Genomic DNA, 22264 nt, shown 5'->3' on the forward strand with positions numbered 1-22264 from the left:
GTTAGTGTTGCGTTAAAGTACCTGACGGAATGTTAACGGCAATCCCGATAAACATCGGGTCTACAGTGAAAAAGGATTCCGTGGCCCTAGGTTGAACATCGTAATTTTAAATCGCATAAATTTCTTAAAAGCACTAGTTTGCTTAGTTTTGTGAGCTTAGAAGACACAGATTATGAGTGCAAAACAGACACTATTCGACAAAGTTTGGGATTCCCATGTGGTACAGCGCATTGAAAATGGCCCCGATGTCCTGTTCATCGACCGTCACATGGTTCATGAAGTTACGAGTCCCGTAGCTTTTCTCGGGATTAAAAACCGTGGCATCCGTGTGATGTATCCCGAGAAGACCTTCGCCACCGCAGACCATAACACCCCTACGATCAACCAGCATCTGCCGGTCGAAGACCCGCTATCGGCCAATCAATTGAAAATGTTGGAAGAAAATGCGAATGAATATGGGATATCCTACTGGGGATTGGGCCATGAAAAAAATGGTATTGTACACGTAGTCGGACCCGAGTATGGCATTACGCTGCCGGGAGCGACTATTGTATGCGGGGATTCCCATACTTCCACCCATGGGGCCTTCGGGGCGATTGCCTTTGGTATCGGCACCTCGGAAGTTGAAATGGTATTGGCCACCCAATGCATCATGCAGACCAAGCCCAAAAGCATGCGTATCAATGTAGAGGGAAAACTGAACTTCGGAGTGACTCCCAAGGATGTCGCTCTTTATATCATTTCCCAGTTGACCACCTCGGGGGCCACCGGTTATTTTGTCGAATATGCCGGCCAGGTATTTCGGGATATGTCAATGGAGGGACGCATGACGGTTTGTAACCTAAGTATCGAAATGGGCGCTCGTGGCGGCATGATCGCACCGGATGAAAGGACCTTTGAGTACGTGAAGGGAAGGGAGTTCGCTCCCAAAGGGGAAGCATGGGATACCGCGATGGCCTATTGGAAGACCCTCCCTTCCGAAGAGGGGGCGGAGTTCGATAAGGAAATCACCTTTGATGCCGCTGCTATTGAACCGATGATCACCTATGGCACCAATCCAGGAATGGGTATCGGGATCTCTAATGGCATTCCCCTTGCGGAAGCCGTTGAAGGCGGTGTCGCCACTTATAAGAAATCGCTTGAGTACATGGATTTCCATGAAGGGGAAGCCATGATGGGCAAAAAAATCGATTTTGTCTTCCTGGGCAGCTGTACCAATGGCCGTATTGAGGATTTTAGGGCCTTTGCCTCCATCGTAAAAGGAAGGAAAAAAGCGGAACACGTGACCGCGTGGTTGGTTCCAGGCTCCCACAAGGTGGAAACCGCCATTAAGGAAGAGGGTATTTTGGATATCCTTCATGAAGCCGGTTTTGAACTTCGGGAACCGGGGTGCTCGGCCTGTTTGGCGATGAACGAGGATAAAATACCACCCGGTAAATATGCGGTCAGTACTTCCAATCGAAATTTCGAAGGCCGTCAAGGCCCCGGGGCACGTACCTTATTGGCGAGTCCCCTAGTGGCGGCGGCGGCGGCGGTGACCGGAAAGGTCACGGACCCCCGTGAACTGATGACCATGGAAATGGCGTAACCCCTTTATAAAACCTAGAAAACACAAATAAGCGTATTGCGACCGGCGATATGCGCATAGCAACACAAAAATGGCATACGATAAATTCAATATATTGACTTCCAGCGCGGTTCCACTTCCCATTGAAAATGTGGATACCGACCAAATAATTCCCGCCCGCTTTTTGAAGGCCACGGAACGTAAAGGATTCGGGGATAACCTTTTCCGGGATTGGCGCTATGGAAGCGACCATTCGGTAAAAAAGGATTTCGTATTGAACAACCCCAAATACAGTGGTAGAATACTGGTAGGGGGTAAAAACTTTGGTTCCGGATCTTCGAGGGAACATGCGGCCTGGGCCGTTTATGATTACGGTTTTCGATGCGTGGTATCGAGCTTTTTTGCCGATATCTTTCGCAACAACTGTTTGAACATCGGGGTACTCCCCGTACAGGTGACCCCTGACTTTCTACAAACAATTTTTGAGGCCATCGAGAAAGACCCCAACACCCTTTTGGAAGTGCATCTCCCTAACCAAACGATTACCTTAGTGGCTACCAGGGAACAGGAAATGTTCGATATTAACGAGTATAAGAAATCCAATATGCTAAATGGCTACGACGATATCGACTACCTCCTGAACATCAAGGAGGATATCCGGGCCTTTGCCAAGAATCGTCCTTTGTAAACGATAGGATCCTGACGGGTACTACAGAGGGGCCTCGGCTACACTTTGACGATGTTTGATGGATGCCTTTGGCCATGCCCGACACGATTCCCAAGTAGATGGGACTTCTAGAACCAGAAAAAAAAATGAAAACGCGCAAATTGGAAATTATGGATACGACGCTTCGGGACGGCGAACAAACGTCCGGGGTATCGTTCACCGTTTCCGAAAAGTTGACCCTTGCCAAGTTGTTGTTGGAGGAACTAAAGGTCGACCGCATCGAAGTGGCCTCCGCCAGGGTCTCCGAAGGGGAGCTGGAAGCCGTGAAGCAGATTTCCCAATGGGCGGCGGAGAATGGCTGTTTGGAAAATGTGGAAGTCCTCACCTTTACCGATGGCGGGGTTTCCCTTAAATGGATGGAAAAAGCAGGTGCCATTACCCAAAACCTGTTGACCAAGGGTTCGTTGAATCATCTAAAGCACCAACTTAAAAAAACGCCCGAACAGCACTTTACCGATATCGCCGCCATTTTCTCGGCAGCGGAGAAGAGGGGATTCATCAGTAATATTTATTTGGAGGATTGGAGCAACGGCATGCGCAATTCCAGGGAATACGTTTTCCAATTCCTCGATTTTTTGTCGACACAGCCCATCAAAAGGGTCTTGTTGCCCGATACCTTGGGGATTCTGACCCATCGAGAAACCTTTGCCTACATTTCGGAAATCATCGAACGCTATCCGGATATGCATTTCGATTTTCACGGCCACAACGATTACGACCTGGGGGTCGCCAATATCATGGAAGCCGTCAAGGCCGGTTGTCACGGACTGCATTTGACCGTGAACGGCATGGGAGAGCGGGCAGGAAATGCCCCGATGGCAAGTGCTATTGCGGTCATCAATGACTTTTTACCCGAAGTGACCATGGAGGTCAACGAAAAAGCATTGTTCAAGGTAAGCAAGTTGGTGTCTGCCTTTACCGGGGTCGGAATACCATCGAACAAACCCATTGTCGGGGATAATGTGTTCACGCAAACCGCTGGTATACACGCCGATGGGGATAGTAAAAAGAATCTGTACTTCAGCGACTTGATGCCCGAACGTTTTGGACGCAAGCGAAAGTACGCCTTGGGCAAAATGTCGGGCAAGGCGAATATCCAAAAGAATCTTCAGGAACTGGGTCTTACCCTCAACGACGAGGAACTGAAAAAAGTAACCCAACGCATCATCGAGTTGGGCGACAAAAAGGAGCGGGTGACCAAGGACGATCTGCCCTATATCATTTCGGACGTGCTGGACACCGATTTTCAACAAAAGGTATTCGTGAAATCCTATGTGCTGACCCATTCAAAGGGATTGCGGCCCTCCACTACTCTTTCGGTGGAGATCGATGGTAAGCTGTACGAGGAAAACGCCTCGGGTGACGGACAATATGATGCCTTTATGAACGCTCTACGAAAGGTATATGCCAGCAAAAAAATGGAATTGCCAAAATTAATCGATTATGCGGTGCGGATTCCACCTGGTAGTAGTTCCGATGCGCTTTGCGAGACGATCATCACCTGGGAAAAAGAAGGGAAGGAGTTCACCTCCAGGGGATTGGATTCCGATCAGACGGTGTCGGCGATTAAGGCTACGGAAAAGATGTTGAATATTATTTAAAAAGAAATAAGAACATAGAGACTAGAATCTAGACTTTTATTAGAACTAAAATCAGACAATGAACCTAAATATTGCCTTATTGGCCGGAGACGGTATCGGACCCGAAGTAATCGATCAAGCGGTAAAAGTATGTAATGCGATAGCCGTCAAATACCATCATGACATCACCTGGCAACCCGCGTTGACGGGAGCAGCGGCCATCGATGCGGTAGGCGAACCCTATCCGGATGAGACCCATGAAATTTGCGCCAACTCCGATGCGGTGCTCTTCGGTGCCATTGGGCATCCCCGTTTCGACAACGACCCCTCCGCGAAAGTACGACCCGAGCAAGGACTCCTGAAAATGCGACAAAAATTGGGACTCTTTGCCAATGTGCGCCCCACCTTTACCTTTCCCTCCTTAATCGATAAATCCCCCTTGAAACGGGATCGTATCGAAGGTACCGATCTCATCATCCTTCGCGAGTTGACCGGGGGCGTGTATTTTGGGGAACGTGGCCGGAAAGATGATGGCCATACCGCCTTTGATACCATGACCTATCAGCGTTTTGAAATCGAGCGATTGGCCAAAAAAGGGTTCGAAATGGCCATGAAACGCTCCAAAAAACTCTGCTGCGTCGATAAGGCGAACGTTTTGGAGTCCTCCCGTCTATGGCGGGAAACGGTGCAGGCGATGGAAAAAGACTATCCCGAGGTCGAGGTATCCTACGAATTCGTGGATGCCGTCGCCATGCGTTTGATCCAATGGCCCAAAGGATACGATGTGATCATTACGGCCAATCTGTTCGGGGATATCCTTACCGATGAGGCTTCCGTGATTTCCGGATCGATGGGCTTGATGCCTTCCTCTTCGGTAGGCAGCAAGGTATCCTTATACGAGCCCATTCACGGTTCCTACCCACAAGCGGCCGGGAAAGACATCGCAAATCCGCTGGCAACCGTGCTATCCGCGGCCATGTTGTTCGAAGATCTGGATCTCACACAGGAAGCCGACGATATCCGTAGGGTGGTCAACAAGTCTCTCGCCGAGGGCATCGTCACCGAAGATTTGGCCGATGGTGGCAAGGCATACAAGACCAGCGAAGTCGGGGATTGGTTGGCCAAAAGTCTGTAGATTCGCCGTCTTCATGCATCGTTGGGGAATTGTTCGCTATAGAAACATGGCTTTCTGATGCCGATACGCCCGTACCCGTTCAAAGGCGCCTCGGAACAGTGGTTGGATAGCCATCGACCATCCATCCCCAAGCAGGTAAAAGGGCCCTAATTCCATTAGTACCACTACCATTCGGTTACTAGGGAGTTTCTATGTAGTACTTCTCCTTATTTTTTGTAATTTGGTTAACCAATCACCAATTGTAAACTATATGGACTTTCAGCTGACAGGCAAGACCGCTTTGATAACCGGATCCAGTAGTGGATTGGGCAACATAATGGCCGAGGGGCTTGCACAACAAGGGGTCCATGTGTTGCTCAACGGAAGAAACGAACGGAAACTGCAGGCTTCCGTTGCGGAATTTCACGAAAAGGGGTACAAAGCCACCCCTTTTGCCTTCGATGTGACCAATGCTTCGGACATTGCGCAAAATGCCCGACGTATCCACAATGAAGTCGGTCCCTTGGACATCCTTGTCAACAATGCCGGTGTACAACGACGCCATCCGCTGGAGGATTTTCCCGAAGAGGCGTTCGATGAAGTGATCACCACCAATCTGAAAGCGGCCTATCTGGTCTCAAAAGCATTCGTGAAACCCATGATAGCCCAAAAAGCGGGCAAGATCGTCAACATCTGTTCCCTGCAAAGTACTTTGGGCAGAGCGACCATTACGCCCTATGCGGCCTCCAAAGGCGGACTAAAAATGATGACCCGGGGGATGGCGACCGAGTGGGCCGGATACAACATTCAGGTGAATGCCATCGGCCCCGGTTATTTCAAGACCGAAATGACCAGAGCCCTATATGAAGATGGGGAATTCGACCGCTGGCTGTGTCAAAGAACGCCCGCCAATCGCTGGGGGAATCCCGAGGAACTTATTGGTACCCTTTTGTATTTGAGTTCCGGGGCGAGCAGCTTTGTCAACGGACAGATCATCTATGTGGATGGTGGGATTACCGCCTGTATTTAGAATCCGTTACGCTAACAACTTGAAAAATGAAAAATGAGCTAGATTGGAAATATGAAAGTCCGGAGGAAGCAGGTTTTCATACGGTGGTATCACCGGAAAACTCGCCTTGCACGGTAACTTGGGCCTTTCGCCTGAACTTGGACAAAGACGCAAGCTACGACTTGGAACATGAACTGCTCGAACTGAATACCGTGCTTGTATCGGGACACTGCGTCCTCAACGCTGGGGATTACAGCCATCGCCTGAATCCTAGGGATTCATTTTACCTGCCTGCCAAACAAAAGGTTCGGATTACGGCAAAGGAAGACAGTATTTTTTTCCTGGGAGGTGGACCGTATCTCGGAAAAGGCGCTTTCTTTGTTCGCCCCTATGACGGCACGCTGCCTTTGGGCGACATTCGACAGGTGCATGGGCAATCTACCTACAAGCGTGATGTATTCATGACACTAGCCCAACAAGACAAGGCCTCGAGTCTTATTTGTGGGATTACCGAAGGGGCCGATGGTCGTTGGACGAGCTGGCCACCCCATCAGCACAGCAAGGATTTGGAAGAAATCTATTTTTATTTTGATATCCCAAAACCCAAGTTTGCCTTACACCTGGCCTCTCGGGTCCCTGGTGAAATAGAAGCGGTGTTTCCCGTATCAACGGGTGACTGCGTCATTATTCCGGAAGGGTACCACCCGACGGTGGGGATGCCGGGTGTCAATAGTTGTTATTTCTGGATCATGTCTGCCCTCCGCCCCGAAAGTAGGCGCTACGACCTGGCCATTAACGACCCTAATTTTGAATAAAAGCGATGAACGATTTACAACTCAGCCCCGTTGCGGTGACCAAACCGGCCGATAGCATCATCATGCAACTCAGGGACCTTATCAATAAGGGTACCTTGAAACCCGGGGACAAATTGCCCCCCGAACGGGAATTGGCCGAACAATTGGCCGTCGGAAGGGGGCACGTACGCGAGGCCTTGAAAAAGTTGGAGTTCTATGGCATCCTTCAAACAAGGCCCCAAAGTGGCACTACGGTCGCCCATCTGGGCATACGTTTGTTGGATGGATTGATCGCCAATGTAATCCAGTTGGAAAAGAACGACTTCGAAGCCTTGATCGAGACCCGGGGCATTATGGAATCCGGGGCCGCTTTCCTGGCCGCCCAAAGGGCTACCCGGGAAGATATCCGACAGCTGGAACAAATCCTTGACCGTTACAAACAAGGTGCCTTGAACGGGAATCCCGCCATGGACGAGGACATGTTGTTCCACTTGAAGATAGCGGAACTATCGGGAAACCGGGTACTGCAGTCCTTGATTTCACTCATTGCCCCGGAAGTACATCAACTTTCCTCCCAAAAAGGGACCTGTACGCCCAAACGCTTAAAAGCCGCCGTCAAAGAACACGGTGAGATATTGAAGGCCATTCAAACCGGTGATGCCTCCAAGGCATCGGAAGCCATGCGAAACCACATGAAAAACACATTGGCATGAAAATAACTTTAAAGAAGCTCCTGGGAGTCCTCAAAACAAGCCTTTACAGTGCGTTAGCATTGATGCTGCTGGGTTGCCATCCCACCAAGAAAGAAAACGGAGACCGCATCGTTATCGACTTCTCCCGGCCACAAAAACCCTTGGTGCCTTTTTGGACGGCTACGGGGTTTTCACCCGCTGAAATCGTGGAAACGCCCCCGATGAAACAGGTGCTAAAAGAAGTAGGGGCTTTGCCGGAAAAGGGACTCTCCTACATCAGGCCCCATTATCTTTTGAACCTGGTGGCGGTAGACGGTCTGAAGACCAATACCCCGATCTACGACTGGTCCCGATTGGATGCCGTTTTGGACGAAATCGTCGGCAATGATTTGAAATTGATCTTTGAATTAATGGGCACCCCCTCCAACTCCCTGGACACCACCAGTGGCTCCTTCGACAAGAACTTTCAGGAACAGACCGGAAAAGCTGCGACCGATTTTGACAATTTAAGGGATGCATCGCAGATTCGTCTTTGGAAAAAGTTTGTGACCGATTTGGCCCTTCATCTGGAAGAGCGTTACGGAACCGAGACCGTTCGCTCCTGGTACTTCGAAACGACCAACGAACCCGATTTGGATATTTTTTGGAAATACGATGTCCCCACCTTTTTGAACTATTACGACGCCTGTTCGGAAGGACTCAAAGCGGCAGACGATCAATTGCGGTTTGGCGGACCGGGAACCGCCAACGATTTACAACCGGTATTCAAAGAATTGTTGGCGCATTGCTATACAGGCACCAACTTTTTTACCGGGGAGCAGGGCGTTCGGCTGGATTTTATCTCCGTGCACATGAAAGACGACCCGTATGATATGTTGCAACGGGAGTTGACGACGATCGACTACATCCGTAAGAACCATCCCACCTTTGCGAAGCTTCCCTTTTTTAACGATGAGGCCGATCCCCTGGCAGGTTGGGCCCGGGATTTTTGGTGGCGAAAAGGGGCCTGGTACGCCGCCTTTGTCGCCCAGAATATCGACCTGCACCAAAAAAAGCTAATCGATTCCGCCAAGGTGAACTATACCATTCAAAGCAACGACCATACCTTTATGGGCAGCTGGCACGCTCGTGCTACCCACGCGCTCTTGTTCAATCCTTCCGATAGTACGGAGTACCGCCTCCTTCCCAAGCCCGTTTTTTCGGTGATGAAATTGATTGCCGAACTGGGGGATACCTATGTGGACGTGGAAATCCCGTCGGAAATGGAACGCTATTTCGGAACGATGGCCAGTATAAAGGGGAAAGACTCCCTGGTGCTGATGGTCTACAACAAAACCGACTTCGATCCCAATACCCATGAATGGGGTGTGGATATGCCCGAACCGACCGAGGAACAGCAAGCCTTGATGCTGGAACAAGGGCTCCAGCCTACCTTTGTATTGCAGAACCTGCCGTTTGAGACCTTTTCCCTGACCCAATATCAGTTGGACGCGGATCACACCAACCCCTACGAAAAGTGGGTGCGGATGGGGAGTCCGCCCTACCCTTCGGATGCACAAAATAAGGAACTTCTTCAAAGTGCTGTCCCCGAAAAGGTACATGATACGGGGGAAGCGACCGCATCCGATGGCTCCTACACTCTCACCATCGACATGCCCTCCCCATCGGTGCATTTTTTGGTGTTGGCGCGGAAATAAGATACCGTGGTCAAAGGATTCTTGCACAAGGTATCGAAAAAAGGATTTGACCCAAGCTGGGGAAGCCCCTAAACAGAATGAACCTAGGGTGTTTTTGGCGGAACATCACTTAGTTGGAGAACGAAACCCCGATGCAAACGCCCCCTCGCGCTTTTTTTGATTGTTTCTCCCCTACCGAAAAAAGACAAGCCGTGACCGTACGGTACATCCTACCATTTTTTAGGAATACATATACTATGCTTTTTATTCCTACGTTTCCATTAGATATAAAATCGGTAAAAAATGGAAAAGAGCAAATTAGTACTTCATATAATCATCCTAATGATTAGCTGTAATTCATTTCTTATTTCGTGTGGATCGGAAGATGTTACTGAAATTGTTGAACCCATAAATTCGGAACCATCTTTTGAAATAACCGACTTTCAGCCAACCCAGGGATTGGAAGGGACAAAAATTACCATCAATGGAAATAATTTCGGTAATACACCTGAAAATGTGGAAGTTACTATTAATGGAAGGGTTGCTATAGTCGATAATGTTTCTGATAGTAAAATTGAGATCAGCGCTCCTAGAAACGATCGAGGCATTATCGCGAATCTCAAGCTTAGAATAAACGGACAAACAGTAGTCTCTAACCAAAGATTTATTTACCCCGGTCCTACGATCGACAGTTTTTATCCAACCATTGGGGTGTTAAACGAAAACATCGTTCTTAAAGGAAGCTTTTTTACCGAAAACAAGGATGAAGTTACGGTAACCATGAACAACTCCAATTTACCAATCGTGAGCGCTACCCGTGATTCTATTGTGTTCCAAACCAATAATCCAAGTTTTGTGCTAGAACAATATCCCATTTCCATTGAGATAGACGGCTATGAAGACACCTCGACAGACCAGTATCGATACGGTCTTCAATTTAATGTAAACGAGGACCCTATTAACAACAACCTCAAAAATGGCATCGCAGTATGCCCGGGAAGCGGTTTAAACTTAAACGTCAACGACAACAGAGCTACCGATAGTAATATTACCTTAAGCGTAGCACCTACATTTACTTTCAATGGCATCGAAAGCCCAGTGTTGTTTACTTGGCCGGCCGACAACAAAGGCCGCGATATTTACGTTGATGTTCCCACATCGATCGCTATGGGGACCGCTACGATCACTGGAGCGGTCGATGGGGTTGCACTGTTGGTCGAAGACAATGACAAGGTCGAAATTGGGGAAGGTAGCTTTGTGTTGGAATCGAATTCCATAAACAAATTTCAGTCGATTCAAATTGAGCTTAGCCATATTTTTAGACAGCCCCGGGAAATGATCGTTGAGTTCACCAATACGGCCGATGATTCAGTTATTACCGGAACAATCATAAATGACTCCTACTCCGATGATTTTACCAAAACTAATTTGGTAGTTTCCGCTTTGGATGCAGCCGGTATCTATAACGTTTCGGTAGCTACTTCCGATGGTATTTATGCCCTTACACCCCTTAACGACCCTCAGCTAGTACTGACGGATTGACCCATAAATTATATAGTCATGGTGATACGAAACTAACAGATAAAAGCACCCCTTCTTTTCAGTGATTGCTTAAAAATTAAACGACTCCCAACCAAAAACCAATCCTATGTTTCCTAAAAAGTATTTTCTGGTCACGCTCTTGTTGGCCGCCTTTGCCGTAAATGCCCAGACCGCGTTCAAGAGCGATTTTGCATCGAATCAATTTACGGCAACGTATCTTGGCGTGTCGAATTTCTCCGAGTTTGCGTTGGACAGCGAAACAGCCTTTACGCACGTTTATAGGTCGGAAGACACCATTGACACCAATCTTATGAGGGTCGATTTTGAAGCGGAAACCTTGGCCGAAGACCTGAACGCCCTTTATTTTAAACGACGGAGCGGCATGGAGAAAACCGGACGCATCCTCACCTTTATAGGGGTTCCTTTGGCCATTATCGGAGGTATAATGGTCGCAGGGGCCGACGAACTCTACTATAATTGTGTCAACGGGGATTGCGAAGGCGATGCCCGGGGTGGTTTTGGGGTGGTCGCCCTTGCCGCCGGACTGGGGCTTTCAGGCACCGGAACCGTACTGTGGATTATGGGAAGTAAGCGATAGCTACCAACTCACTCCTGCCCCGCCCCCGCCGGAACTGCCCCCACCAAAGCTGGAAGAACCACCGCCCGAGGAGGAGGACCCGCTCCAGGACGTGCCGCCTGAGGAGGCCGCACCACTGACCGGTCGGGCCACTTTCGCAACGACTACGGCCATGGATTTTTGAAAATTGCAATTTCGACATTCGTAGTAATCGACCCGCTCGCCCTCGGCGTCGTAGGTAGGTCTTTTGGTTACCGTTGATTTGGTCTTGCCAAAGGTTTTGTAGCCACATTGCGCGCAGTCGGAATACTTTCGACCGTTCGGGCCTTCATATTCCAAGATCATGACATCGCTTTGATCGTCGGTGACCCAGACATCGTAGCGCACCGAATCCAGTTTTTCCTCCAAAATCTCGGCGGCTTCCAAGTATTCATTTTCGGCCCATTCGTTTTTCAAGCGTAAGGGCAGGCCATTGATCTTGCTAAAACGGGGTGCATAGCGGTATTTTTCCAACCGGCGCTTGACCAAGGCACCAAAAAATACCATGGGCAACGGCATCAACCACTGCAAACAACCAAACTTCAAATGTTCCAGCCGATGGTATTTGTCATAAAAATCATCCTTGGACCGTTCGATATCAAAAGCGACCCCAAAATACCAGAGGCCGACCAACAGGCACACCAAGGCGTACGCGCCCAGGAAATACAGGTACCAGGGCAGGCCGTTTTGGGCCTCCTCCTGATAGGACACCTCGTAGGAATAGACCTCCTCGATGGCCTCCGGTGTCTCCAAAAATTGTTTCACCCGGCTTACCGTATTGATCATGCCTTCCCCGTACCTGCCTGCCTTAAAGCTGGGCACCACTTCGCTGGTGCCGATACGAAAGCAGACCGCATCGGTTAAAATGGCTTCGAGGCCATAGCCCGTCTCGAACTCGGTCCGGCGCTGGTCCATTACCGTTAAGATCAAGAGTCCGTTATCGGTATCGGCCATCCCGATGCCCCATTTTTCAAACAGTTGTACGGCAAAATTTTTGGGCACTTCGTCCCCGATACTGGGCAATAGTACTATAGCGACCTGTGCGGTAGACTTTGCTTCCAGCTCGTAGAGGAGTTCGTTGATCCGTTGCTCCTCGGAGGCATCTATGTAATCATTGGGATCTGATACATAGCCGATAATGCCTTCCCCCCGGGGGCTAGGGACCGTGGCGACGGTATAGACCTGTATGGCAGTATCGTATGCGGGCGCCTTAAAAACGGGGTAGGCTAGGCCCTCCCCTGCTTGTTCGGGCACCTGTGCGATGCCTACTGCCGTGCAAAACCATAGGAGTATAGGAACAAAAAATGGTGTTTGTAAAAGCTGTTTTTTCATGTGATGGTGTGTGATGGGTTCCCCCTTGCGAAGCTAGCAAATTCGGATCATATCGGGCTCCCTGAGGTCGGGGACGGTATGGACTCTTGTACTGACCGGTTTATTATGGGATTTCGTCGGAATTAGCTCGATTTTATTGTGATGATTTTTTATACATTGTATACTATACTTATAATAGAAAAATAGTTACTAGTAACCATACGGTTGTTGGCTGTAATTCGCACAAAAAAAATGAAAAGAAGCATCATAATAGTATTGATTTTATTCACAAATCTGATTTTTGGACAAAAAGTAAATCTAAATCGAGGAGAAATAAATGCAGAAGACTACTTTAAAGAAATTGATTTTGAATTCGTAAAAAATAAAATAATTATACCAGCAAAAATCAAGGATAAGACTTACAGATTTATCCTTGATACGGGAGCACCAAATGTGATATCAAACGAATTATATGAATTACTAAAACCAAAAATCATTGATACGATTCCAATTTATGATGCGAGTGAAAAAAAAGAAAAACTCAAACTTGTTTCGATTGAGAAAATAATATTAGGTGACTTGGAATTTGTTAACACAGCAACGCTAGTTCAAGATTTTGGTTCTGACAATCCTCTAAAATGTTTTGGCACAGATGGCTTCATAGGCAGCAATATGTTGCGAAATTCAATAATACAATTCGACTTGGAAAACAAAAAAATCAGAATAACTGATGATAAGAAAAAATTAAACTTAAAGAAAAAACATTCAAATAGAATAAAATTAACAGGAACTCAAAGTAACCCATACGCTTGGATTGAATTAAAAGGCAAAGACAAAGGAAGGGAGCAAGTCTTAATTGATACAGGAATGGAAGGGCTTTATGACTTATCACTGAAAAACTATATAATCTTCGAAGAAGAAAATATCTTCAAAGTCATCGGAGTGAGTAATGGTGCATCCGGTTTTGGTATGTTTGGCTCACCTGAATCAACTCAACAGTATCAATTGCTCTTGCCTCAAATGAAAATTAAAGACTTTACACTTGAGAATTTAATAACAATAACAAGCAACGATAGTAATTCAAAAATTGGTGCTGAACTATTAAGGTATGGTATTTTAACAATCGACTATATTAACAAGAGATTTTACTTTGAACCCCAAAAAGAAAGTGTAGGTATTAGAGATGAAGATTTTGGATTTTCAAGAACTTTAAAAGATGGAAATCTAATTGTCGGACTCGTATGGGATGAAAATTTAAAGAATAAAATATCATACGGGGATGTAATTTTGGAAATTAACAACAAACCGTTCAACCTATGTGAATTGCTAACTGAAAAAAACTATTTTGAAGAAGAAAACAGTTTAGAATTAAAAGTAGAGAAATCTGATGGTGAAGTGATTCAAATCATGGTAGAAAAAAGGACTACAGCCAACACGGTATATAAAAAATAGCGGTTTGATCGTTTAAACGAAACAAAATGAATGAAGTAAGAGTCGTCGCTAAACTGAAAAGCCAGTGCTTTGGAATCCGCTACTTTTCACATACGAAACCCTTACCCTTTAATATGAATGACATAGCAAAATTGACTATCTTAATACTACTTGTTAGCACTGTTTGCTATGGGCAAAATCCATATACATATTCCCAACCGAAAACGCTTGAAGATGGCTGGAAAACGAACCATATAAAATCACAAGGTATTGATTCGACCTTGATTTACAAATTTTTCAACCAAATCCAAGGTGTGCAACATAAATTGCATAGCGTATTACTGATTAAAAACAATCAATTGTGTCTCGAAGAATATTTTAAGGATCATAATGCAAATGAACCACACGACCTACGTTCGACATCGAAAAGTATTCGTTCAATTTTGTTAGGAATAGCTATTGACAAAGGATTTATTGACAATATAAATGACCCTATAAATAAATACCTCAAAAATCCCATCCCTAAGAAAAACTTGGATGTTAGAAAGGAAAAAATTACAATTAAACACCTTTTGACTATGTCCAGCGGACTAGATTGTGATGATTGGGATAAAAAATCAAAAGGTCAAGAAGACAGGGTCTATAAGAAAAAAGATTGGTTGCAATATACACTTGACCTACCAATGGTAAATACACCTGGGAAAGAGTCACGATACTGTTCAATGGGTGTGATTCTTATGACAGAAATTATCAGTCAATCATCAGGAATGTCAATAATGGAATTTGCTGATGAATACTTGTTCAAATCTTTGGGCATTGACAATGTAAAATGGGGACACACATCCGACAAAGAAGTCATTGCATCAGGAAAAAGATTGTATATGACTTCTAGGGATATGGCCAAAATAGGACAACTGATTTTGAAGAAAGGAGAATGGAATGGAGAACAACTTGTATCGAAAAATTGGATTGAAGAGTCTACAACACCAAAGACGAAAATTACCGGTATTGATTATTGTTATCTGTGGTGGAATATCCCTTTTACAATAAATGAACAAAAAGTAATTTCAAAAACAGCAACCGGCAATGGCGGCCAATACATACTAATAATTCCCGAGATGGATGTAATTGCAGTGTTTACAGGAGGCGCATATAATTCTCAAGAAGATAAATTAGCATTTGCTATTATGAAAGATATCATTCTGCCATCAATCAAAAAGGAAAAAAATAAAGGGTAACATCGTGTCCTATGAAAAGCCCTAGTGCAGTTCCCGCTAGCGATTGTGTGCAGTGCGTACGAAGAACCAACCTTGGTGAAGCCAGAAAATCGACACCCTATCGGCATCCCTGTTATTGCGGGGAATGCGGACTATCGTACCCACCGATGAATCATGGGTTTCGTGAGGAGTTATACGTTTTTATTGCTATGATTTTTATACATTGAACGCACCGATAATGGAAATATAATTACAAGCAGCTGTATACAATGGTCAACGGCATATTTGGCCGACACCGCTAAGGTAATTTAGACATTGAAAAGATGTATTTATTGAAAATGTAACAGAACATGGTAATGAAATTTCTGATAATGAATTATAGGAATTAAAAAATGAATTGGTAACAATTCCAAAATTAGTAATTACCGTAACCAAACAGATAATGAAATCGATAACTATTTCTGTTAAAAAAATAATTGTCTTCTTTATTTTTTTTCTCCTTTTAGTAAGCATTTACTTGGTTTGGGGGAAATTAACAAGTCCTTATGGGGTTCAAAAAGTAAGTTTCGTTCCGTCAAAATCTGAAAAATTTACACAAGGTCAGTTAAGTTTTACAATATACAGAGCAAGAACAGGCGTTAATCAAGATATTATTTACCATTTTCATGGAAGAAACTTAGATGATGCAATCTGGAATGATGACACGTATTATACATCACTTATCCAGTCATATTGGCAAAAATCAAATATAACACCCCCTACTGTTGTGTTAATTTCTTATGGACCTGCATGGTTATTAACACCAAAAAATTCAATGGTTGAAAGTGGTTTAATGGATGACTTTATATCCAAAATGCCTCTGATTGAATCCAAAATAGGCCGCCCTAAAAATAGAATTTTAGTTGGTGAGTCCATGGGTGGTCTCAATGTTTTAATCCTAGGACTAAGTCATCCTGAATTGTTTTCAAGAGTTGCCTCACTATGTCCAGGTGTGTATTTGGATTCCCCGTTTTCAGATTTTGAAAAAATACAGGAAGCATTAAAACGAACTGGGGCAGACCCTAAAATAGCACTCGGAATATACTTATTGGCGAAAACGTATGTCTCAAACGAGGAAGAATGGAAAGAAATATCTCCTATTGATTTAATTGAGGAAGCCAATATTCATTATCCAGAACTGTATTTATCTTGTGGCCTATATGATAAATATGGCAATTATGAAGGTACGGAAACCCTTGTTAATACTGCCAATTCAAAAGGAGTTAAAACGCGCTGGCACCCACTATACGGTGGTCATTGTGCAATTGATATTGTCTCACTAGCAGATTTTCTTTTAATTGACTGATCAAGCTTTAGAATTTGTATTGTAAAAGATTGTGGAAAAAGAAAACCTGTGACAAACATCCCCCACCGCCGCCAGTTTGTAGCCAGTAGCCAACACCCACTAGACTCCTCTGCGGTGCGTATAAAGAACCAACCTTGGTGAAGCCAGAAAATCGACACCCTATCGGCATCCCTGCTGATGGCCCAATGCGAATAATCGTAACCACCGACGGCTCCTGGGATTTCGTCGGAATTAGCTCGATTTTATTGCTATGATTTTTATACATTGTAGGCTGTACGTACAGGAGAAATCTAGTCACCTATCCATGTGCTTCCGTTCGCGCTCATTTTAAATGAACTTTTATCCGTGACAATCATACCATTCGACCCTATGGCAACCATGAAAAAGACGATTCCATACCGACCCATACTTCTTTTATGCATACTACTACAGACCCTAAACGTTTTTGGACAAGAGCAACCAAAAACAGCACCGGATAAAGTGAACGCGAGCCCAATAGATCATTTACCCCCCTACATCAAGCTTGTCAGCGGTTTCGGGGAACGTCCGGATTGGTCCCATGATGGCCGATTTATTCTATTTCTGGACAAACCAATGGGCGAAGTATATGAATTGGAATTGGCAACCGGAATAGTACGCCCAAAAACCAGACATTTTAATCATTACGGTTTTACCAGGGCCATGTATTTATCAAATGGCGATATCCTACTTTCCGGACCAAAGGCGCTCTTTGACCCCACCGTCAATGAGGAACGGGATAAGGCGCGCGACCTTACCTGGTTGTACGTCATGGATAAAAGTGGTACAACACCACCGGTTCCTCTAAACACCCTCTGTGCCGAAGGGCCGGCTGTTTCCAGAAATAGGATGCGGATCGCTTGGACGCATCGAGATCGCCAACTACCCGAGCTAGGAAAAAATAGGGCGAAGCTATTAATGGCCGAAATAGTCTATCGAGATGGGATACCCACCTTGGCTAACGAAAGGGTGATTTTTGATTCAAAGCAATTACCATTTTCACTGGGCCATGCAAGTCTTGAAACACAAAGTCTTGTTCCACCGGAAGACGTTAAAGTAACCTTTGCCGTTTATACCATCAACAACGGAAATAATACGGATGTTTATATGGTGGATAGTGAAACCGGGGCCTATAGGACGATCACCAATTCTCCCTGCTGCTACGATGAGCCGGAAGGCATATTCCCGGATGGTCTGCACACACTGGTCGAACACGGACCCTCGGAGAAAAATGCGTGGCCTTTGCTCGATCTGTATAAATTGAAATTGGATGGGTCGGGGGAAATGCAACGATTAACCTATTTCACAGACTATAAGGGCTACAAGGCCAATCAAGGGGTCATTTCAGACGATGGCAAATATCTATGTTTTCAGATAGGAAAAGACCATACGGAACCAGGGGTCGGTTTTGGTTTTCTAATCATGGATTTGGAAGAAGCCGCAAAGCACCTGGAGGACTTTAAAACGTATGATGAGTAAGTATCTTAAAACTACGGCATACAAGGAACCGGGGTATAAAACCATACTTTTCTCCTGTACTTTGAGGCCATAACTATTCCTGGGCCCATTGGTATATTAGAAATAAGTATATACAATTGTTGTAAAACTTTTGACCCGACCAACAGAATATGGAAATAGACCACATATTTATATTTTCAAATAATGATGGAAAAGAAGCTAATAGGTTGGTTGAATTTGGCTTGACCGAAAGCAGTAGTCGCATTCATCCAGGACAAGGAACGACGAACCGAAAGTTTTACTTTGAAAATTTTTTCCTGGAAATTTTATGGGTCATCGACAAAAGTGAAATTCAAAGCGAATTAACTTCTAAAACAAAACTTTGGGAACGTTCGCAATTTATGGAAAATGATTATTCACCTTTCGGTCTGTGTTTGGTCAATTCAAAATCGACTGACAAACTTTTTGAGCAAAGCGAAATTTATCAGCCGAGTTATTTTCCTGAAGGAATGTCAATTGACATACTTACGAATGAAGAAAATCCAAATTTACCTTGGACTTTCAGACTTCCCTATCGAGGCAAAAAAAAGGAACATACCGAACCGATTGAACACCAAAATGGAATAAAAAGTCTGACAAAAGCAGAATTTGAAATCAAAGATAATTACGGGAAAACGGAATTTGAGAGTTCTTTCGAAAGTGTTGAAAATATCGAATTTAATAAAGGCAATCGTTTGAGTTTAACACTCGAATTTGACAATTATTTTCAAGGAAAAATAAAAGAGTTTTCAAAATTAAACTTAATAATAAAATACTAAAAAACGTTTGGCAACAATGCAGCCTATGAAAAGTCCCAGTCCAGCTCCTTGATAGCGCTCGTCAGCGCCGTGAATGAAGAACGGAGCTTGACAAAGCGATAAAAGCAGTGCCTCATCGCCATCCTGGACGTTTGGGGTAATGCGGACCATCGTACGGATCTATTTATTAAGGGGTTTCATAGGGAGCTTCATGGTTTTATTGATATGATTTTATAGATTGCACATTGTACGTAAAATAAAATATAGTTACTTGTAGCTATATACACCTGTTGGTAATAAGCAAAACGAATAAAACAGTATATCATACAACAAAACAACCAATGAGAATTTCCATTTTTATGATATCCATGATAGCTATTGGAGCAATTGTACATGGCTGTAATACTAAAAAACAAAGTTCAAAGGATAGTGAGGCATTGATTGAAGAAGAATCCTTTCTTGGTCAAAAACCGCCAAGGTTGATTCCTGAACTTTTTGCACCTGATTTAGTTTCGACCAATCATTTAGAAATTGAAGCAGCCATTGCGCCAACTATGGAGGAGTTCTATTTTATCAGACAAAAGAAAGGTGAAGCCCCAAAATCCCACCTTCTTACATTTGAAAACGGGAAGTTGCAAGATGTTGAAGTCGAACGTCCTTCCGGTGAAGTCTTTATATCAACGGACAATAGGATAATGTACCTCGGTAATGCCTACAAGGAAAGAACGGATTTTGGATGGACTGAGGAAAAAAGTATAGGAGCATTATTTGATAAATATTCAATTATGCGTCTTACGGCATCTTCCGATGATACTTACTATTTTGATGAACGAGATACCATTGGAACAATCAGATACTCCAAAATGGTCGATGGTCAACGGGAGATTCCAAGGAAGCTCGGTGAACAAATTAATTCAGGAGAATTCACGTCACACCCTTTTATTGCTCCGGATGAAAGCTATTTGATATGGGATAGTGAACGGGATAGTGGATTTGGTGGCTCAGATTTATATATTAGTTTCCGTCAAGATGACGGTTCGTGGGGACCTGCCATAAATATGGGTAAAGAAATAAATACTGAAATTGATGATACTTATGGGAGCGTCACTTCAGATGGAAAATATTTTTTCTTTAACAGAGTAGACTTGGGAGAAAGTTTTGAAGAAAGTGAAGCGAATATTTTTTGGGTCGATGCCCAAGTAATTAAGCGTCTTAGGAATAAATAGAATGCCTATCACTTACACTGTATATGAAATCATGGCTCTTCACGAACACTGGCTAGTCTGCTATGCAGCCGTCGTGTGTTCGCAAGCAATCGTACAAAATTGATGATATAAAAATGAAAGCAACCCTTTTACTTATTGGCGTATCGCTCACTACGACTCTTTTCGGTCAAAATACGTTGAGCTTACAAACGGATGCCGCCAACATTACGATCGAAAAAGAGATATATGGCCATTTTTCCGAACATTTGGGAACTTGTATCTATGAAGGCATCTATGTGGGGGAAGACTCCGAAATACCGAATATCGACGGTTATCGAAAAGATGTCGTCGAAGCCCTCAAAGCGCTAAAGGTGCCCGTACTGCGCTGGCCAGGAGGATGTTTCGCAGACACCTATCATTGGAAGGATGGCATAGGCCCTAAAGACGAACGGCCTTCTATCGTAAATGTATTCTGGGGCGGGGTTACCGAAGATAATAGTTTTGGTACGCACGAGTTTTTGAACTTTTGTGAATTAATAGATGCCGAACCCTACCTCAGTATCAACGTAGGCTCGGGAACCGTACAGGAAGCAAGGGATTGGGTCGAATATGTGACCTCGAACAATCAAAGCCCCATGACGGACTTGCGCAAAAAAAATGGACGTGAAGAACCCTGGAAAGTAAAGTTCTGGGGTATCGGTAACGAAAACTGGGGATGCGGCGGGGATATGGCTGCGGATTATTACGCCAATATTTTCAGAAATTATTCCTCCTACATCAAAGGCGCCGACTTTCAGAAAGTCATCTGTGGACCGGCCGGCAATGATGTCGCTTGGACCGAGACCATTCTTTCCGGTTTGAAAAATAAAACAGCCCTCGCCCAAGGGCTTTCCTTACACTACTATACCTTACCCACAGGTGATTGGGACAGTAAAGGCTCCTCAACGGATTTTGGGGAGGATATGTGGTTCAGGACGCTTCGAAACACTTTGTATATCGAAGACTATATTCAACAACATTTAGCGATCATGGACCAATACGACCCCGACCGTACTATGAAATTAATGGTGGACGAATGGGGCACCTGGTATGACCAACTCCCCGGTACCCAAGATGGCTTTTTACAACAACAAAATACGCTGAGGGATGCTCTGGTTGCCGGTATGAACCTGAATATTTTTAACAATTATGCGGAGCGAATACGTATGGCCAATATCGCCCAGATAGTGAATGTACTGCAATCGGTCATTCGGACAAATGGCCCTCAAATGGTCCGGACGCCTACCTATTATGTATTTCAGTTGTACAATGTCCATCAAGACGCTATGTTAATTCCTACCGAACTTACGACGGAAAACTATGAATACAAGGGCGAAGCCATACCGGCTTTGAGTGCTTCTGCCTCCATCAAAGATGATGTCATCAGTATCTCAATCACCAACGCCAACCCCCATAAGGCCATTTCCGTAAGCTGTACTCCCGGGAGGGAATTTACCGCTGTCAGCGGAAAAATAGTCAATGGTGATGCCATTACGGATTATAATGACTTCGGAATGGAAGAGCGGGTTCTCATCAAGGACTTTGAAATTGAAAAGACAAGCAATCAGGAGTTGGAGGTTGAAATTCCCGCCCACTCCGTTGTCTTGCTGCAATTACAGGTACGTTAATTCAAAGGAGCGCAGGAACCGAATTTACAATAGATAGCGGCCAGCGTGCGACAAAGTGTAAAATGATTTAAGCGATAAAACATAGCTGCAGAACCTACAAGAAAGGGCGGACATGGCAAATAAATGGGGAATATCAAGAGAAATTGAAGCATTTGTTTCTAATAGGGACACACATTGTATTTATTGCGGTGTTGCCTTTTCAATAGAACACAATTCGAGAAAAACAAAACCCACTTGGGAGCACATCGTTAATGATATTCGAATCATGACAAAAGAAAATATTGCCTTATGCTGTACTTCATGCAATGCAAGCAAGGGGGCTAAATTATTGGCGGATTGGTTAGAAGGCAACTATTGTAAAACTACAGGGATTTCGAAGGATACAGCAGCTCAGGTAGTGAAAGATGCGCTCATGAATCCACCAAGCGTGATTAAACAGGAGAATAGCCTATAATCAGCCCACCAAAGGCGCCCGTCCCTGACACCTGCCCCATTCCC

General features: G+C 44.8%; 19 protein-coding genes. 18 read left to right on the plus strand and 1 reads right to left on the minus strand.

The annotated features are described in order from the left end of the window. The first annotated feature begins 172 nt into the window (after window positions 1-172). The 10 genes from leuC (at window position 173) to FK220_RS12135 (ending at window position 11299) form a co-directional block, all read left to right on the plus strand. On the plus strand, window positions 173-1588 hold the full coding sequence (leuC, locus tag FK220_RS12090) for a 3-isopropylmalate dehydratase large subunit (RefSeq protein WP_152574589.1): 1416 nt from the start codon (window positions 173-175) through the stop codon (window positions 1586-1588). A gap of 70 nt (window positions 1589-1658) precedes the next feature. Then, entirely contained in the window at window positions 1659-2255 is a 597-nt protein-coding gene (gene leuD, locus FK220_RS12095; RefSeq protein WP_152574590.1) for a 3-isopropylmalate dehydratase small subunit, read from the plus strand. 125 nt (window positions 2256-2380) lie between these two features. After that, entirely contained in the window at window positions 2381-3895 is a 1515-nt protein-coding gene (locus FK220_RS12100; RefSeq protein ID WP_152574591.1) for an alpha-isopropylmalate synthase regulatory domain-containing protein, read from the plus strand. Window positions 3896-3953: 58 nt separating this feature from the next. Continuing rightward, window positions 3954-5009, plus strand: a complete 1056-nt coding sequence (leuB, locus tag FK220_RS12105) for a 3-isopropylmalate dehydrogenase (protein ID WP_152574592.1) — start codon at window positions 3954-3956, stop codon at window positions 5007-5009. A gap of 250 nt (window positions 5010-5259) precedes the next feature. Then, entirely contained in the window at window positions 5260-6018 is a 759-nt protein-coding gene (locus FK220_RS12110) for an SDR family NAD(P)-dependent oxidoreductase (RefSeq protein ID WP_238718996.1), read from the plus strand. Between the two features lie 26 nt (window positions 6019-6044). After that, the gene (locus tag FK220_RS12115; protein ID WP_152574593.1) at window positions 6045-6812 is read left to right on the plus strand and encodes a 5-deoxy-glucuronate isomerase; all 768 of its coding nucleotides are present in this window, start codon (window positions 6045-6047) and stop codon (window positions 6810-6812) included. A gap of 5 nt (window positions 6813-6817) precedes the next feature. After that, on the plus strand, window positions 6818-7504 hold the full coding sequence (locus FK220_RS12120) for a FadR/GntR family transcriptional regulator (RefSeq protein WP_152574594.1): 687 nt from the start codon (window positions 6818-6820) through the stop codon (window positions 7502-7504). Continuing rightward, window positions 7501-9180, plus strand: a complete 1680-nt coding sequence (locus FK220_RS12125) for a GH39 family glycosyl hydrolase (RefSeq protein WP_152574595.1) — start codon at window positions 7501-7503, stop codon at window positions 9178-9180. Before FK220_RS12120 ends, FK220_RS12125 begins: the two co-directional genes overlap by 4 nt. A gap of 282 nt (window positions 9181-9462) precedes the next feature. Further along, window positions 9463-10701, plus strand: a complete 1239-nt coding sequence (locus FK220_RS12130; protein ID WP_152574596.1) for an IPT/TIG domain-containing protein — start codon at window positions 9463-9465, stop codon at window positions 10699-10701. 106 nt (window positions 10702-10807) lie between these two features. Continuing rightward, the gene (locus FK220_RS12135) at window positions 10808-11299 is read left to right on the plus strand and encodes a hypothetical protein (RefSeq protein WP_152574597.1); all 492 of its coding nucleotides are present in this window, start codon (window positions 10808-10810) and stop codon (window positions 11297-11299) included. Here FK220_RS12135 and FK220_RS12140 read toward each other — a convergent pair whose 3' ends face one another. Continuing rightward, entirely contained in the window at window positions 11300-12649 is a 1350-nt protein-coding gene (locus tag FK220_RS12140) for a TPM domain-containing protein (protein WP_152574598.1), read from the minus strand. Window positions 12650-12880: 231 nt separating this feature from the next. On the opposite strand from FK220_RS12140, the gene FK220_RS12145 reads away from it, so the two are divergent. From FK220_RS12145 to FK220_RS12180, 8 genes are all read left to right on the plus strand, one after another. After that, window positions 12881-14080: a retropepsin-like aspartic protease gene (locus tag FK220_RS12145; protein ID WP_152574599.1), complete on the plus strand. Its 1200-nt coding sequence runs from the start codon at window positions 12881-12883 to the stop codon at window positions 14078-14080. Between the two features lie 26 nt (window positions 14081-14106). Beyond that, entirely contained in the window at window positions 14107-15297 is a 1191-nt protein-coding gene (locus FK220_RS12150) for a serine hydrolase domain-containing protein (protein WP_238718997.1), read from the plus strand. Window positions 15298-15718: 421 nt separating this feature from the next. After that, the gene (locus FK220_RS12155; protein ID WP_238718998.1) at window positions 15719-16621 is read left to right on the plus strand and encodes an alpha/beta hydrolase-fold protein; all 903 of its coding nucleotides are present in this window, start codon (window positions 15719-15721) and stop codon (window positions 16619-16621) included. Window positions 16622-16990: 369 nt separating this feature from the next. After that, window positions 16991-18118 carry a TolB-like translocation protein gene (locus FK220_RS12160; RefSeq protein ID WP_152574600.1) on the plus strand — a complete coding sequence of 376 codons (1128 nt, stop codon included), beginning with the start codon at window positions 16991-16993 and terminating at the stop codon, window positions 18116-18118. A 149-nt stretch (window positions 18119-18267) separates the two neighbouring features. Further along, a complete protein-coding gene (locus FK220_RS12165; RefSeq protein WP_152574601.1) occupies window positions 18268-18915 on the plus strand; it encodes a hypothetical protein in 648 nt (215 codons plus the stop codon). Between the two features lie 320 nt (window positions 18916-19235). Next, on the plus strand, window positions 19236-20120 hold the full coding sequence (locus FK220_RS12170) for a PD40 domain-containing protein (RefSeq protein ID WP_152574602.1): 885 nt from the start codon (window positions 19236-19238) through the stop codon (window positions 20118-20120). A gap of 113 nt (window positions 20121-20233) precedes the next feature. Continuing rightward, window positions 20234-21766, plus strand: a complete 1533-nt coding sequence (locus FK220_RS12175; protein WP_152574603.1) for an alpha-N-arabinofuranosidase — start codon at window positions 20234-20236, stop codon at window positions 21764-21766. Between the two features lie 112 nt (window positions 21767-21878). Then, window positions 21879-22220, plus strand: coding sequence for an HNH endonuclease (locus tag FK220_RS12180; RefSeq protein ID WP_152574604.1), 342 nt, complete (start codon window positions 21879-21881; stop codon window positions 22218-22220). Window positions 22221-22264 lie beyond the last annotated feature (44 nt).

Origin of the sequence: Pelagihabitans pacificus, assembly GCF_009371985.2 — a bacterium.
GTDB classification, from domain to species: Bacteria; Bacteroidota; Bacteroidia; order Flavobacteriales; family Flavobacteriaceae; genus Pelagihabitans; species Pelagihabitans pacificus.